We start from the raw sequence: 15,146 nt of genomic DNA on the forward strand, positions 1-15,146 counted from the left end.
ATACAGCGTTACGGTTACGAATGCAGCCGGCAGCGCCGCCAGTACCGGGGCAGTAGTCACGGTCAAGGCCATCATGCCGAACATCACCAGGGCGCCGGAACCGGTTACGGTCAGCGACGGCAGCCCGGCAGCATTCACCGTCGAAGCGACTGGATCCAAACCACTGACCTTCCAGTGGTTGCGAAACGGCCAACCGATTCTTGGCGCGGTCGACGCCAGCTTGACGCTTGCCAAGGTGGAGCTTGCCGACTCTGGCGCCAGCTATGCCGTCCGAGTCAGCAATGCGGGTGGCGACACCATCAGCAGCGCCGCGGCACTCAAGGTGAATCCGGTCAGCGTCAAGATCACGAGCAGCCCGGTGGACTTGACGGTCCCCGACGGAAGCAACGCCAGCTTCTCGGTCGTGGCATCGGGCAGCGGCACGCTCACCTACCAGTGGTTTGCCAACGGCGTCGCGATTCCTGGCGCAGTGGCCTCAAGCTACAACATGGTGGCGAGCCATGCCGACAACGGCAAGACGTTCAGCGTGACGGTGAACAGCCCCTATGGCGCGGCTCTATCGACGCCAGCCAAGCTCAGCGTGAGTGCCAGTCCGCCGCGCGTCCCCAAAGACATGAAGACGGTGTCCGCCAGAGTAGGCGAACCCCTGTTCGCCAGTGTCGTCACGAGCGGCACGCCGCCGTTCTCCTATCAATGGGAGCGCAGTGACGACGGCGGCGCCACCTGGCAGGCAATATCCGGCTCGACGGGCAGCGATTTCCGAGTGGAAAAGTCGACGCTCGCCTGGGCCAATGCGATGCTGCGGGTGCGGGTAACCAACGAAGCAGGGACGGCAGTCACGGCGCCGGTGCTCGTCAACGTTCAAGCCCAAGTAAGGATCCTTGCAGGTGACACGGGGGGATTGGGCTATGCAGACGGCGTCGGGGCTGACGCACGATTCGGTAATGAGCGGAACAACCTGACGGTGGGGCGCGATGGCGTGATCTACGTTGCAGACCGCGCGGCGAACGTCATCCGCGCCGTCCGACCTGATGGCACGACGTCGACGGTTGCAGGAATCCCCGGAGCCTACTTCGAACCGCGGGCCACGATGCCCCAGGTACTGGGCACACCGCGCAACGTCGGCCTGGATAGCTTCGGACGACTGGTGTACAGCACCTACAACGGGACGTATCGAATCGGGAGTGACCCGGTACCGGAGCGCCTTGATGCCTTGCCGTCTTCTCGCCTCTCCAAAGGCGAGCACTTGATCGTAGATGCCGATGACAGCGTTCTGATGACTGATTTCAACGGCGATCATCTCTACCGCCTGATCCCGACGAAGGGCGTCGTCGTCCTCATCGATCGCATCAACGAGCGGCTGCGAGGGCAGATTCGTGCTGTCGCCCTCGACAGCCAACGCAACATCTACGTGGCCGCGGGTCGACAAATCTGGCGCCTCGATGTGAAGACCAACACCCGGAGCCTTTGGCTTGGATCCGGTTCATACGGTTGTTCGAAGGTCGGCCAGCGCTTGACCATTTGCCAGGATGACATCTACGCAATGGCTTTCGATCCGGAGGACAAGCTCTACTTCTGGAACAATAGTGGCCAGATCTACAAGGTGGACCAGCAAGGCAACACCAACTGGCTGGCCGGCTCGAAGGTCGGTGACGTCAGCGAGGTGGACGGCCCGGGTTCGCTTGCCCTCGTCCCGACAGTCGTCAACTTTGCGTGGCATCCCGCCGGCTACATCGTTTTCGCCTCCGAAAATGGAACCATTCGGACGATTGACGCCAATGGTACGGTCAGAACGATTGCTGGCAAGTCGCCCTATATCGGCCGAGTCACTGTCTTCGGACCGGGCCGAGCACAGTTCTATCCTGGCGTCCTGAGGGCAGACCCCAGGGGCTATGTGTTGATGAACGGCTCCAGCTACGGCACGGTTCAGATCGACCGATTCGGCGTCATGACCGATGCGGCATCCTCGCTGCCCCATGGCATCAAGCAATGGATGCGAGATCCGGACGGCAAATTTGTTCTACATCATCGGTACTCTCTTGTACCGTCAGGCGACGGACGGCACGAAGACCCTGCTGGCCGGTGGTGGCAACATGCCTTCTTGCGCCTACGAGGGCCGGCTCGGCACCCAGCTCGCATTCGGGTTTAGTCAAATGTCCGCCATGACGCTCGACCCCGAGGGCAATCTGCTGATTGCCGACTCGAGGTGTGCCCGGATCTGGAAACTGGACGCTGTGACCAATCTCGTCTCCGCACTGGACGTCAAGGCTCCATGCGTCGGCTCGGGTCCAGTGTTCCCGGACCGTGCCGACTGCGAGGTGACCGCATTCGCCCGTGACCGCAAGGGCATGATCGCCTTCGCTGTAAGCACCGGACATATCCTCAGACTGCAGCCAGACGGCACGACCATCAGTCTCGCCGGGAAGGAAAGCTCGGCTCCCTCATTCCAGGAGTTCCGCGATGGCAACAACGCCACCTTCAAGCGACCAGACTCGATGGCGTTCGATGATGAAGGTAACCTCTACGTCGCCGACACCGAGAATGCCAGGATCCGCAAGGTGACGCCCTCTGGCTATGTCTCCACGGTCATGGGTACTGGGGTTCAGGCCCTGCGTCCCGGACTCAATGGCGCCATAGGCAAACCCCGTAGCCTGATCACTCTGCCCGGAAATCGCCTGGCGTTCATCAGCGAGAACGCCATCGTGACAGACGGCCCATAACCCCCTCGCCGCCCGCCTCTGTCCACGGCCAAGCTCTGGTCGAGACGGTGTCCTGCCTGCTGCTCGACAGAGCGAGTTCGAGTCTTCCCAGTGGTCATGCAAACGGCCAAGCGCAAGGCAGCATCCAACCGGTGTTCTTGCTGTGCGATGTAGCCTGAGGCTGTCGGCAAGACCATCGTCTTGCCGGCCTGCCAATGCATCCGCATCCTCGATGAACTGCGCTTCGTTGTGCCGAACGGGGGCCCGACGCCGGCGGCCGAGTGCGGCGCTGCTTCGGGGGCTCGTTCGGCCTGGTCGACATCAAGCGTTCAGGAATCTGAGGATGGCACGCCGCGCCCGACGGCCTTCAGGTATGGACAGAAGGGTCACGTAGAGGCCATCCCGGCCGCCAGCCGCACTGCCCTTGTCGGCAAGGGCCGCCGCATCAGGGCGGGGTGTGAGTGGCCAACGCTGGCGGATGACGGGCCCGCAGCAGGCGCTGCAGGCGGAGCATCACCCGACCCGCCCCCTGGTACGGCGGCAAGATGCAGACGCCGCTTCCACCCACCTGCGGCGCGACGGCGATCCCCAGCCACATCGAAGAACTGGAACGCGCGGGAGCGTCCCTTCACGAATGGCGACGAGTGCCCGTGACCTCGTGGACAGGTTCCAGGCCCAGCGCCCCTGACTCACCGGCCTCACAGCTTGGAGCGGCCCTATGCCTCAGGCAAGCAGCACCGCCGCCAGCGCCAGCGCCGCCGGCAGGCTCTGAACGAAAAGGATCTTGCGGCTGGCCGTGGCCGCACCGTAGAGCCCGGCCACGAAGACGCAGCCCAGGAAGAAGAACTGCGCAGGCACGTCGGCCCGGGCCAGGCCCCAGAACAGGCCGGCGGCCAGGAAGCCGTTGTAGAGCCCCTGGTTGGCCGCCAGCACCTTGGTGGACTCGGCGAATTCGGGCGTCAGCCCGAAGGCCTTGCGCCCCTTCGGGCTCGTCCACCAGAACATCTCCAGCACCAGGATGTAGACGTGGATCAGGCCCACCAGGGCCACCAGCACGGCGGCAAGTGCATGCATGCGAATACTCCTTCCCGCGACGCGCGGTTGTCTGGAGTGCGATCTTGGCACAGCCGCCCCAGGCTTCATGTCACCTGCGGCACGCGGGATATCCCCAGCCCGGCGGCGGCGTGCCGAAAGACCTTTTTAATTGTGTGCAATTAAATTGTTGACTATAGTTCATGCCATGGCATCACGCAAGACCTCCACCGGCAAGGCCGCCGACGCGCACGACGAGTGGCTGCGGCTGGACAGCCAGCTCTGTTTCGCCCTGTATTCGAGCTCATTGGCCATGACCAAGCTCTACAAGCCCCTGCTGGCGCCGCTGGGATTGACCTACCCGCAGTACCTGGTGCTGCTGGCGCTCTGGGAGCAGGACGGGCAGACCGTCAGCGCCCTGGGCGAGCGGCTCTCGCTGGACTCCGGCACCCTGACGCCCCTGCTGAAGCGCATGGAGCAGGCCGGCCTGCTGGTCCGCCTGCGCGACACGCAGGACGAACGCCGCGTGCTGCTGAACCTCACCCGCGCCGGACGTGCCCTGAAGGCACCGGCCCGCAGGATTCCCGAAACCCTGGCCTGCGCCAGCGCCTGCTCGCTGGACGAGCTGCAGGCCCTCACCCGGCGCCTGCATGCCTTGCGCGATCAGCTCCAGCGCAGCGCCCAGGACGCCGCCTGAATCACCCCCGCCTCACGGCAACTCCACGAAAGGACCCATCATGGCTCTCGAAAAAGTGCTCTACACCGCCACTGCCACCGCCACCGGCGGCCGCCAAGGCACGGCCGAATCCAGCGACGGCAAGCTGAAGATCGACCTCTCCACACCGCGCGAGCTCGGCGGTGCGGGCGGCGACGGCACCAACCCGGAGCAGCTGTTCGCTGCCGGCTATTCCGCCTGCTTCATCGGCGCCATCAAGGCCGTGGCTGCCAAGCAGAAGATCGCCGTGCCCAACGACGTTTCCATCACCAGCGACGTCGGCATCGGCCCCATCCCCCAGGGCTTCGGCATCCAGGTGTCCATGCGCATCAGCCTGCCCGGCATGGAGCGCGCCGCCGCCCAGGCGCTCGTTGACGCCGCTCACCAGGTCTGCCCCTACAGCAATGCCACCCGCGGCAATATCGACGTCAGCCTGACCCTGGTCTGAGTCTGTCAAGACCTGACCCCATGAAGAAAGCCGGTCCTAGGGGCCGGCTTTTCGCTGGCGAGCAGCCTGCACCAGCAGGATCGATCAGGACTGCGGCGGCGTGCCCAGCAAGCGCAGCAGCAACTCGACGCGTGCCTTGACCGGGCTGAGCGCGCCCGCGGACGGGAGCCCCCGTCCGTTCTCGGCCACGGGCCCGCCATCGCAGCGTGTGCTGCGCAGCACCTGGACGCCGGCAGCCTGCGCATCCAGCAGAGCCTGCTCCAGGGCCGCACTCAAGGTGCCGTTGCCCGTACCGGCCACCACCAGGCCCTCGACCCCTTCATGCACCAGCAGGCGCACCAGGCGGCCATCGGCATTGGCATGGTTGAGCACAATCTCTATGCGAGGCCATGCGGCGCCTTCAGTCGGCAGCGCTGCGGTCCCTATGGCGAGAGGCCCCGGCAGAGCCTGAGACAACCAGCGCACCTGGCCCTCCTCCACCTGCGCCAGCACCGTGCCGTCGCGGCCGCGGAAGGCGTCCACGCGGTAGCTGTGCGCCTTCTGTACCTGGTCGGCAGCGTAGACCTGGCCCGCCACACACACCATCACCCCGGCAGCGGCCGCATCATTCACCAGATGGGCGGCGTCCAGCATATTCTGGGGGCCGTCCAGTTGCAGGGCTGTTGCGGGGCGCATGGCGGCGGTCAGCACCACCGGCTTGCGGGGCGCCAGCACTCGATGCAGGAAATACGCCGTCTCCTCGATTGTGTCCGTGCCATGCGTGATCAGCACGCCGCGGACTTCATCGCGCGTCAGCTGCGCTTCCACGGCCAGGGCCAGTCGGCGCCAGGTCTGGAAATCCATGTCCTTGCTGTCCAGCTGGGCGACCTGCTGCGCCTCCAGCCTGAACGTTGACAGGCCAGGCACGCCAGCGATCAGGGCCTCGACGCCAATCTCGCCCGCCTTGTAGCCTACGTTGTCATTGGCCTGGGCCGCCTTGCCGGCAATGGTGCCGCCGGTGCCCAGGATGACGATCAAGTCCGCAACTTTGCTTTGCAATTTCTGAAGTCCTGGATAAAAATACAGCCACTGGATGAACATCCAGATTCTGATGAATTCAAGCGCCGGAATTCCAAGCGCCCAAGTTTCAACCACCGAAAGGTCGCCCGTGGACGCCAGCCCCAAACTCACCGCCCGGCAGCAGCAGATTTTCGATCTGGTGCGCCAGAGTATCGAGGAAACCGGCGCGCCACCCACCCGTGCCGAAATCGCCGCTGAGCTGGGCTTCAAGTCGGCCAATGCTGCCGAGGAACACCTGCAGGCGCTGGCGCGCAAAGGTGTGATCGAGCTTGTGGGCGGCACTTCACGCGGCATCCGCCTGCCGGGGGCGGCACTGAAGGCCCTCAACAGGGCCCGCGAAGTGCGCGAATCCCTCAGAAGCGATGCGCAATTTGCATTGCCCATCCCGGGCTTGGCCCAGCTGACTCTGCCGCTGGTGGGTCGCGTGGCGGCCGGTGCCCCCATCCTGGCCCAGGAGCACATCGAGCAGCAGTACAGCGTCGAACCCGGCCTCTTTGCCAAGAAGCCGGATTACCTGCTGCGCGTGCGTGGCCAGAGCATGCGGGACATCGGCATCATGGACGGCGATCTGCTCGCGGTGCAGAAATGCGCCGAGGCCAAGAACGGTCAGATCGTCGTGGCACGCATCGGAGAAGAAGTCACGGTCAAGCGCTTCCGCAAAGAGCGCCAGCACATCAGCCTGCTGCCCGAGAACCCGGACTTCCAGCCCATCATCGTCACTGGTGACGAACCTTTCGCCATTGAAGGGCTGGCTGTGGGACTGATCCGCAATCAGTTCTGAGGCCGCTGCACCGCAGCCAAGGCGCCCGAGGGGGCGTGGTAGCAGCGGGCCACCGTGCGTTTCTTCGCCTGGATGCCCTTTCGGTGCAGGCCTGCCATCAAGCCATTGCGCACCGCTGGCACAAGATCACGGGGTCAGGTCTTGCCAAGTTTGGGCATCCAGCGAGTTGCCGCATTCCAGCGAGCTGCCGCATGAAAAACGCCCACCGAAGTGGGCGTCTGTCTTTCTGACCCATGCAGGCTCAGCCTGCTGGGCAGGCGTGCTTAGCGCACGACCGCGATCTGCTCGCGGGCACCGCCCTTGTAGGTGTACAGGGTCAGGGCGCCGTTCTTGATGTCGCCCTTGCCGTCGAAGCTGATCGTGCCCGTCACGCCCTTGAAGCCTTCGGTCTTGGCCAGCACCGGCAGGTACTTCGCGGGTTCAGCCGAGCCCGCCTTCACCATCGCCGCCACCATCACGTTCAGCGCGTCGTACACGTACGGTGCATAGATCTGCACCTCGACCTTGTACTTGTCCTTGAAGCGTGCCTTGAAGTCTTCCATCGACTTCTTGGATTCGCCTTCCACACCACCAGCCTCGGCGCACACCACCTGGCCGTCACCCATGGTGCCGCCCGACAGCTTGGGCAGCTCGCCCGAGCAGATGCCGTCGCCGCCCATGAACTTCGCTTCGATGCCCAGCTGCTTCATCTGGCGCAGCATCGGACCGGCCACAGCGTCCATACCGCCGAAGAAAATCACGTCGGGCTTCTTGCCCTTCAACGAGGTCAGGATCGAGCTGAAGTCCGTCGCCTTGTCGTTGGTAAACTCGCGGCCCACCACCTTGCCACCGGAGGCCTTCACGCCCTTCTCGAACTCGTCCGCCACACCTTGGCCGTAGGCAGTACGGTCATCGATCACTGCGATGGACTTGCCCTTGAGCTGCGTCACAGCGTACTTGCCCAGCGTGCCACCCAGGTGCACGTCATCGGCCACCACGCGGAACGTGGTCTTGTAGCCATTGCGCGTGAACTTGGGGTTGGTCGCCGAGGGGCTGATCTGCGGCACGCCAGCGTCGCTGTACACCTTGGACGCAGGGATGGAGGTACCCGAGTTCAGGTGACCAATCACGCCGTTGACCTTGGAGTCCATCAGCTTCTGCGCTGCGGCCGTGCCTTGCTTCGGATCGCCTGCGTCGTCTTCGGCCAGCAGCTCGAACTTGGCCTTCTTGCCGCCGATCATCACGCCCTTGGCGTTGAGTTCATCGATGGCCATGCGGGCGCCCAACTCATTGTCCTTGCCCAGGTGGGCAATGCCGCCGCTGGTCGGACCGACGTGACCGATCTTCACGACCAGGTCTTGAGCCATGGCAGCACCGCCCAGCAGCAGGGCGACAGCACCCACAACCACATTCAACTTGACTTGCATGAATAACCTCCGAGTTGGAAGAAGGAGAGCTTTATGTTGTCGATTGCTCAACGCCGCAGACCATACTCCAAATCCGGGGCGCCCTCTATGGGGAAAGCATGGAAGACTGCGGGGCGCAGCTTGGCGTTGCGCCGACCCTACCAACGCCACGTCGGCAGATCGGTTGACGTGCTGCTCGGTGCCATCCGTGGAGCAAGGGCTGGACTCTCGAGGGACCGCCAAGCAGGCGCCTCGCGCGGGCACCACCTTTGAGCGATGCAGGGGCAACGATGGTGCCACCTGCCCCAATTGGCGCCCGTGCACCCACCCTCAATACCCACAACCGGAGCCCTGCACCCCGGACCGCGCACTCAGCCCAGAGAGCGTGCCTCGGGCAAGGTCACGGGCTCGGCGTTGAGCGCCTCCAACACGTGCAGATGCAAGCTGGGCTTCAGCGACTCGATCAGGGACTCCGACAGCTGCGGCGACATACGGATCAAGGTCTCCACCAGCGCGCTGGGCAGCTCATCGCGCAGCAGCCGATCCAGCGCCTGCTGAAGAATGAACTGCAGCCGCTCTTCGCTGATGCCAGGCACATGCTCACTGCCCTGACGGACTGCCTGCGCCCCGGGATCCAGCAAGGCCGGCGGGCTGTCCGGACGCAGCACGGGCTGCAGCGCTACCTCGCAAGGCTCGGCAGGCTCCACACGGGGGGTATCGCGGCCTCCGGTGGACAAGACCGCAGCAGGCGCGGGCAGCGCCACGGCGTCCCTGCTGCCCCCCAAGGCCCCCAAGGCCCCCAAGGCCCCCAAGGCCCCCAAGGCCGGTAAGGCTGCCAGCGATTGCGCAGCCGGCGCATCCGAAGGAGCTGTGCCGGAAACCTCGCTGGCCGCGAACTCCGCAGACCAAGGCGCGAGCTCATCCCGCGCCATGGTCTGCCCCTGAGAGGCGGCATCAGCAGCCACTGGCTGTGCCTCGGCACTTGACCGGGCCACTGGCAGCTCCCCCACCGGCACAGCGGACAGCAAACCTGCGTCCAGGGAAGGGCCGCGATCATCACGGAGAACGGGCAGCGGGGCATACACCTCCAATACCTGCTCATGCAGGGCCGGGGGACGCACTGGTGCCACATCAATGGAGAGGTCGATGAAGGGCGCATCACCCTGCAGCTCCGGGACGCGCGGCTGAACGACGTGCCAGGGCGTCATCACATCGCCCGCCGTGGTGGTCTCGTCGGCTGGGTCGACGAGCGCCGGCCCATCACCCCAGTCCAGGCTGATGGGCACGAGCTCCTCGTCACCGGGGCGACTGTCCTGCCAGGTTTCGGTGCTCAGGTTCGAGCTGGGTTTGGAGAGGCGCTGTTCGTCCAGCACTTCCGTCAGAGTGGGCACCACGCGGGTGCCGGTCGAGCTCATGCATTGACCTCGTGATGCTTGATGTCCAGACCCATCTCGCGATAGGCCTTGTAGCGGCGGCGTCCGGCCTGCACCTGTTCCGGCTCACTGGACAGCACCTCCAGTACCCGGTCCAGCGCGGCCACGTCAGCCATGAAGTCGGCGCCCAGGTTGAGCACAGTACGGCAGTGCGGCGCCGCATCTTGCCGCTCGGCCAGCACGATGGGCGTGGCACGCAACAACCCCTCATCCACGCCCCCCTTCAGCAGCAGGTGGGGGACGAAGTCAGTGGGCTCCTGTGTCCACAAGGCAGCATCCAGGCGCGACAGCAGGGACGCGGGCCCCAACACCAGGACCTGCGCCCCACTGCCGTAGGCCTTGCGGAGCAGGCGGGTCGCGAAATGCAGGCGGTCCGAGACGCCGGTATAGAAGCTCACTTCAGCGGCCATGCCTGCCTCCGATGCAGCCCCCATGGGGATACCGGCTGACGCGGAGCATGCCCACCTGCAAGCCGATCTGCAAGCACACTTGCACCGCCCCCCTCACGTGGCACCGCTCACTTGGCGTGAGACAGCACGAAATGGGTCAGCAGGCCCACAGGGCGGCCAGTCCCCCCTTTGGCGGCGCCGCTCTTCCAGGCCGTGCCGGCGATGTCCAGGTGGCCCCAACGGTACTTGCTGGTGAACCGCTTGAGGAACATAGCCGCTGTGATGGCGCCGCCAGCGCGCGAGCCCACATTGGCCACATCCGCGAAGTTGGTCTTCAGACCTTCCTCGTACTCTTCATCCAGCGGCATGCGCCAGCAAGGATCAAGCACCTGCTCCCCGGCAGCGGACAGGGCGGCGGCCAGTTCGTCATCGCTGGCGAACATGCCGCTACGCACGCCACCCAGAGCGATCACGCAGGCACCGGTCAGGGTAGCGACGTCCACCACCACGGCCGGCTTGAAGCGCTCGGCATAGGTCAGCGCATCACACAGGATCAGGCGGCCTTCAGCGTCGGTGTTCAGCACTTCAATGGTCTGGCCCGCCATGGACGTGACCACATCACCCGGCTTCAGCGCCTTGCCGCTGGGCATGTTCTCGCAAGACGGAATCAGCACGACCAGGTTCAGCTTGGGGCGAAGCTCGGCCACGGCCCGCAGCGTGCCCAGCACGCCTGCGGCACCGCCCATGTCGTACTTCATCTCGTCCATCTCGGCGCCTGGCTTCAGCGAGATGCCACCGGAGTCGAAGGTCAAGCCCTTGCCCACCAGCACCACCGGCGCCTGGGTCTTGGGAGCCCCCTCGTACCTGGCAACGATGAACTTCAACGGCTCGTCCGACCCCTGCGCCACGGCGAGGAAGGCGCCCATGCCCAGCTTTTCGACGGCCTTGCGATCCAGCACCTCGACCTTGACGCCATGGCTCTTGGCCAGCGCCTTGGCCTGCTCGGCCAGGAACGTGGGCGTGGCGTAGTTGCCGGGGCGATTGCCGCATTCCTTGGCCAGCTCCACGCCGGCTGCGATGGCCTGGCCGCGGTCCAGCCCCAGCTTGACGGCCTTGGCCACGGCCTTGTCGGCCAGCAGCGTGAGCTTGCCCAGGGCGGAGGCGGCCGGGGCACTGGGCTTGGTATGGCGATAGACGTAGACGGCATCTGAAGCTGCCAGCACGGTCTGCTCGGCCAGGACTTCGTCGAGGCCCTCAAAGCCCAGGTAGATCACGGCGGCATGGGCAGCATTGCGGACCTTGACCTGACCCAGCGCGGCAGCTACGGCCGCCTTGGCACTCTTGAGGCTGGGCTTGCCGGCGGCGGCCAGCACCAGGCGCACAGCCTTCAGGCCGACAGGGCGCTGCACCAGCAGCGTCTTGCCGGCCTTGAGCTCGAAGTCGCCCAGCTTGATGGCGTCCTTGGCCACGTCGGCCACGGCCTTGTCCAGCTTGGCCGGCAGGGCCTCACCGGCGATCACGACGATCAGGGCGTCGGCATTGATGCCGGCCAGGGCGTCCAGGGATGCAGACTGAGTACGGAAGTCCATAATGCGGTGCAATTAGTAAAGTGCTCGGATGTTATTCGATTCCACCCTGAGGAAGGATCTGGCGCGCAGCTTCGGCGTGACCGTGATCGTCATCCTGACCGTCGTTCTCACCTATCTGCTGATCCGCACCTTGGGCCAGGCGGCCGGCGGCAGCGTGGCGCCACAGGATGTGCTGCTGCTGCTGGGCTATACCAGCCTGGGCTATCTGCCCATCATCTTCAGCCTGGCGCTGTTCATCGCCATCGTGGCGTGCCTGGGCCGCATGTACCGCGAGTCGGAAATGACCATCTGGTTCGCCAGCGGTGTCGGGCTGTCGCGCTTTGTGCAGCCGGTGCTGCGCATGACATCGCCAGTGCTGCTGGCTGTCGTGGCGCTGCAGTTGGTCGTCTGGCCCTGGGGCAACCAGAACAGCGAACAACTGCGGGAGCGCTACGAAAAGCGGTCGGACCTGTCCCGCGTCTCACCCGGCCAGTTCCAGACCTCCCGCGATGGCAGCCGGGTGTTCTTCATCGACCGCGACAGCAAGGACGGCAGCGTAGGCCGCAATGTCTTCATCCTGACCGAGCAGAAGGCACAGGAATCGGTCACGACGGCGCATCGCGGCCAGATCGAGTTCCAGGGAAATGACCGCTTCCTGACGCTCTCGCAGGGGCAGCGCAATGAGATCGACAAGGACAGCGGTGACAAGACGCTCTCCCGCTTCGAGCACTACCGTGTACTGATGGACACGCAGGTGGAGCGCGGCGACACCGAGCTGCCGCCCAAGGCCACCATGACCCTGGACCTGCTGCGCAAGCCTACGCCGCGCAACCTCGGTGAACTCACCTGGCGGCTGGGCCTGGCGCTGGGTGCCGTCAACCTGGTGCTTCTTGGCATCGGGCTGTCGGCCAGCAACCCGCGCCGCGCCAGCAACTGGAACCTGCTGGTGGCCCTGCTGAGCTACATCATCTACTACAACCTGATCAACCTGACCCAGGCCTGGGTGGCCAACGAGCGCACCACCCTGCCCCGCGCCCTGTTGGCCCTGCACGGCACGGCCTTTGTGCTCGCCCTGCTGCTGCTCTGGTGGCGGGACAACAGCAATCGCTTCTGCCTGGCGCGCGGCCCCCGCAAGCCTAAGGGGGCCAACGCATGAGAACCGTTCGACGCCTGCTCTACCGCGATATCGTCACCGCGGTGATCTTCGTAGCCGTGGCCTTCCTGTCACTGTTCTTCTTCATCGGCTTCATCGAGGAACTGGGCCGGGCCAACAAGCTGGGCGGCGGCGCCATGCTGGCCAGCCTGCTGGCCTTGCTGGAGATGCCTTCGCACTTCTATGAGATCTTCCCGATCGCCGTGCTGATCGGCAGCATCTTCTCGCTGGCGCGCATGGCGCAGTCCAGCGAGTTCACCATCCTGCGCACCGGCGGGCTGGGTCCGGGCCGCGCCTTGGGGCTGCTGGCCGTACTGGCAGCCCTCTTCGGCGCGCTGACCTTCGTGGTGGGCGATTACGTGGCGCCCTGGGCTGAGAAGAAGGCCGATTTGCTGCGACGCGACCCCAAGGAAGCCGCCACCGCCGGCACGCCGGGTGTCTGGCTCAAGGACAGGCAGTCCGGGCCCGAGGGCGAGCGCAGCTTCTCCATCAACGTCAAGTCGGCCTCGGTCAGCGGAGAGCTCAGCGGCGTGCGCCTGTTCGAGTTCGATTCACAAGGCCGGCTGCTGAGCCGCACACAGGCCCAGCGCGCCCAGGTCGACAAGGACGGGCTCTGGCGCCTGTTCGACGTCGAACGCAGCCAATGGACACCCGCCGAGGCCGGCCAGCGCGCGCGCGTCTGGGAAAGCCACCTGGACGAATGGGAATGGCATGGCGGACTGAGTGCAAATGTGGTGAGCGCTGCGGTGCTGCCTCCCTGGTCCATGTCCACGCTGGAGCTCTACCGTTACACGCGGCACCTCTCGGCCCAGGCGCAGTCAGCCCAGCAGTACGACATCCAGTTCTGGCGCAAGGCTCTATACCCCCTGGCCTGCTTCGTTATGGTGGGCCTGGCTCTGCCCTTCGCCTACCTGCATGGCCGCTCGGGCGGCATCAGCCTCAAGGTCTTCGGCGGCATCATGGGTGGCATCAGCTTCGTGCTGCTGAACAACCTGGCGGGCCACCTGGGCCTGCTCAAGCAATGGTCGCCCTGGGCCGTGGCATCCGCGCCCAGCCTTCTCTATCTCTGCATCTCGCTGGCTGCCTTCGGCTGGCTGGTGCGCTACCGCTGAACCGCCCATGGATGGACTGCTTCTCTTCGCTCACGGGGCGCGTGACCCTCGCTGGGCCGGCCCGTTCGAAGCCGTGGCCAGACGCATCGAACAGGAGCGCCCCGGCCAGCCCGTCGCCCTGGCCTTTCTCGAATTCATGCAGCCGGACTTCGCCGGTGCGGCTGAGAGCCTCATCGCTCAGGGCTGTACCCACATCCACGTGATGCCCATGTTCCTGGGCAGCGGCGGCCATGTGCAGCGAGACCTTCCCGGGCTCCTGGATCAGCAGCGCGCCGTGCATGGGGGACGCGTCCAGTGGTCGCTCCAGGCACCGCTGGGCGAGATCCCCAGCGTCATTGATGCCATGGCCGCGGCCTGCATGGCGCCCCTGCACAAGCTCAGCAGCAAGACCTGACCCCGGAGCCCCGCCGTGAACCTGCACCAGTTCAAGTTCGTCCAGGAAGCGGTGCGCCGCAACCTCAACCTCACCGAGACGGCCAAGGCACTCTACACATCGCAACCGGGCGTCTCCAAAGCCATTCTTGAGCTAGAGGAAGAACTGGGGGTAGACATCTTCTCGCGGCACGGAAAGCGCCTGCGCCGCGTCACCGAACCCGGCCTGCAGGTGCTCAAGTCCATAGAGATCATCATGCGCGAGGTGAACAACCTCAAGCGCATCGGCGAGGAGTACTCCAAGCAGGACGCCGGCAAGTTCAGCATCGCCACCACCCATACCCAGGCGCGCTACGTGCTGCCCGCGCCAGTAGCGCAGCTGCGGCGGCAGTTTCCCCAGGTACAGGTCAGTCTGCACCAAGGCAATCCGGAGCAGGTAGCCCGGATGCTTCTGGACGAGACCGCCGATCTGGGCCTGGCCACGGAGTCCCTGGCCGAGTTCGAGGATCTGGTCACGCTGCCCTGCTATGAATGGCAGCATGTGCTCGTGGTACCCGCCCAGCATCCACTGGCCCTGGTGGAACGCCCCAGCCTGGAGCAACTGGCGCAGGAGCCGCTGATTTCCTACCACCCCAGCTTCACCGGCCGCACCCGCATCGACAAGGCTTTCGCCGCCCGGCGGCTGAGCCCCAACATCGTGCTCGAGGCCATTGACTCCGATGTCATCAAGACCTATGTGCGGCTGGGCATGGGCGTGGGCATCGTCGCGGAGATGGCGGTGCGGGACGATCCGCCCGGCGGCGATCTGGTGGCACGGCCGCTCGGACATATCTTCGGCTTCAACACCGCCCGCGTCGCCTTCAAACGCGGAGCCTTCCTCCGCAACTACGTCTACGCCTTCGCTGAACTGCTGTCCGACCGCCTCAACCGCAGCCTGCTGCAACGGGCGCTCAACGGCGAGGCCAGCGACTACGACCTCTGAGCCCCCCCTGAACGCTCT

15 protein-coding genes are annotated in these 15,146 nt (G+C 65.2%); 9 read left to right on the forward strand and 6 right to left on the reverse strand.

Annotated elements, in window-relative coordinates:
* Nucleotides 1-73: 73 nt before the first annotated feature.
* Together ACS5PK_RS13280 and ACS5PK_RS13285 are read left to right on the forward strand one after the other, a co-directional pair.
* Nucleotides 74-2,149, forward strand: a complete 2,076-nt coding sequence (locus tag ACS5PK_RS13280) for an immunoglobulin domain-containing protein (protein ID WP_439440727.1) — start codon at nucleotides 74-76, stop codon at nucleotides 2,147-2,149.
* Between the two features lie 13 nt (nucleotides 2,150-2,162).
* Nucleotides 2,163-2,720: a hypothetical protein gene (locus tag ACS5PK_RS13285; RefSeq protein WP_439440728.1), complete on the forward strand. Its 558-nt coding sequence runs from the start codon at nucleotides 2,163-2,165 to the stop codon at nucleotides 2,718-2,720.
* A 702-nt stretch (nucleotides 2,721-3,422) separates the two neighbouring features.
* On the opposite strand, the gene ACS5PK_RS13290 is transcribed toward ACS5PK_RS13285, so the two are convergent.
* Nucleotides 3,423-3,773 carry a DUF1304 domain-containing protein gene (locus ACS5PK_RS13290; RefSeq protein ID WP_439440729.1) on the reverse strand — a complete coding sequence of 117 codons (351 nt, stop codon included), beginning with the start codon at nucleotides 3,771-3,773 and terminating at the stop codon, nucleotides 3,423-3,425.
* A 166-nt stretch (nucleotides 3,774-3,939) separates the two neighbouring features.
* On the opposite strand from ACS5PK_RS13290, the gene ACS5PK_RS13295 reads away from it, so the two are divergent.
* Nucleotides 3,940-4,428 (forward strand): MarR family winged helix-turn-helix transcriptional regulator, encoded by a 489-nt coding sequence (locus tag ACS5PK_RS13295; protein ID WP_439440730.1) that lies wholly within the window; start codon nucleotides 3,940-3,942, stop codon nucleotides 4,426-4,428.
* A 40-nt stretch (nucleotides 4,429-4,468) separates the two neighbouring features.
* Complete coding sequence (locus ACS5PK_RS13300) at nucleotides 4,469-4,894, forward strand: organic hydroperoxide resistance protein (RefSeq protein ID WP_439440731.1); 426 nt, start codon at nucleotides 4,469-4,471, stop codon at nucleotides 4,892-4,894.
* Between the two features lie 84 nt (nucleotides 4,895-4,978).
* Here the strand turns inward: ACS5PK_RS13300 and ACS5PK_RS13305 are convergent, their stop codons facing one another.
* Nucleotides 4,979-5,932 (reverse strand): asparaginase, encoded by a 954-nt coding sequence (locus ACS5PK_RS13305; RefSeq protein WP_439440732.1) that lies wholly within the window; start codon nucleotides 5,930-5,932, stop codon nucleotides 4,979-4,981.
* A 109-nt stretch (nucleotides 5,933-6,041) separates the two neighbouring features.
* Between ACS5PK_RS13305 and lexA the strand changes: the two genes are divergently transcribed.
* Nucleotides 6,042-6,734, forward strand: coding sequence for a transcriptional repressor LexA (lexA, locus tag ACS5PK_RS13310; protein ID WP_439440733.1), 693 nt, complete (start codon nucleotides 6,042-6,044; stop codon nucleotides 6,732-6,734).
* A gap of 263 nt (nucleotides 6,735-6,997) precedes the next feature.
* On the opposite strand, the gene ACS5PK_RS13315 is transcribed toward lexA, so the two are convergent.
* From ACS5PK_RS13315 to ACS5PK_RS13330, 4 genes are all read right to left on the reverse strand, one after another.
* Complete coding sequence (locus ACS5PK_RS13315; RefSeq protein WP_439440734.1) at nucleotides 6,998-8,140, reverse strand: branched-chain amino acid ABC transporter substrate-binding protein; 1,143 nt, start codon at nucleotides 8,138-8,140, stop codon at nucleotides 6,998-7,000.
* Between the two features lie 350 nt (nucleotides 8,141-8,490).
* Nucleotides 8,491-9,534, reverse strand: a complete 1,044-nt coding sequence (locus ACS5PK_RS13320) for a hypothetical protein (RefSeq protein WP_439440735.1) — start codon at nucleotides 9,532-9,534, stop codon at nucleotides 8,491-8,493.
* On the reverse strand, nucleotides 9,531-9,962 hold the full coding sequence (locus tag ACS5PK_RS13325) for a DNA polymerase III subunit chi (RefSeq protein ID WP_439440736.1): 432 nt from the start codon (nucleotides 9,960-9,962) through the stop codon (nucleotides 9,531-9,533). Before ACS5PK_RS13325 ends, ACS5PK_RS13320 begins: the two co-directional genes overlap by 4 nt.
* A gap of 107 nt (nucleotides 9,963-10,069) precedes the next feature.
* Complete coding sequence (locus ACS5PK_RS13330; RefSeq protein ID WP_439440737.1) at nucleotides 10,070-11,530, reverse strand: leucyl aminopeptidase; 1,461 nt, start codon at nucleotides 11,528-11,530, stop codon at nucleotides 10,070-10,072.
* 28 nt (nucleotides 11,531-11,558) lie between these two features.
* Between ACS5PK_RS13330 and lptF the strand changes: the two genes are divergently transcribed.
* The 4 genes from lptF to ACS5PK_RS13350 are packed head-to-tail and all read left to right on the forward strand — an operon-like array spanning nucleotide 11,559 to nucleotide 15,128.
* Complete coding sequence (gene lptF / locus ACS5PK_RS13335; protein ID WP_439440738.1) at nucleotides 11,559-12,665, forward strand: LPS export ABC transporter permease LptF; 1,107 nt, start codon at nucleotides 11,559-11,561, stop codon at nucleotides 12,663-12,665.
* Nucleotides 12,662-13,774, forward strand: a complete 1,113-nt coding sequence (gene lptG / locus ACS5PK_RS13340; protein ID WP_439440739.1) for an LPS export ABC transporter permease LptG — start codon at nucleotides 12,662-12,664, stop codon at nucleotides 13,772-13,774. Before lptF ends, lptG begins: the two co-directional genes overlap by 4 nt.
* 7 nt (nucleotides 13,775-13,781) lie before the next feature.
* The gene (locus tag ACS5PK_RS13345) at nucleotides 13,782-14,168 is read left to right on the forward strand and encodes a sirohydrochlorin chelatase (protein WP_439440740.1); all 387 of its coding nucleotides are present in this window, start codon (nucleotides 13,782-13,784) and stop codon (nucleotides 14,166-14,168) included.
* A 15-nt stretch (nucleotides 14,169-14,183) separates the two neighbouring features.
* Complete coding sequence (locus tag ACS5PK_RS13350) at nucleotides 14,184-15,128, forward strand: CysB family HTH-type transcriptional regulator (protein WP_439440741.1); 945 nt, start codon at nucleotides 14,184-14,186, stop codon at nucleotides 15,126-15,128.
* The last annotated feature ends 18 nt before the right edge of the window (nucleotides 15,129-15,146 follow it).

Origin of the sequence: Roseateles sp. DB2 (assembly GCF_051857535.1) — a bacterium.
Lineage (GTDB): Bacteria > Pseudomonadota > Gammaproteobacteria > Burkholderiales > Burkholderiaceae_C > Roseateles_B.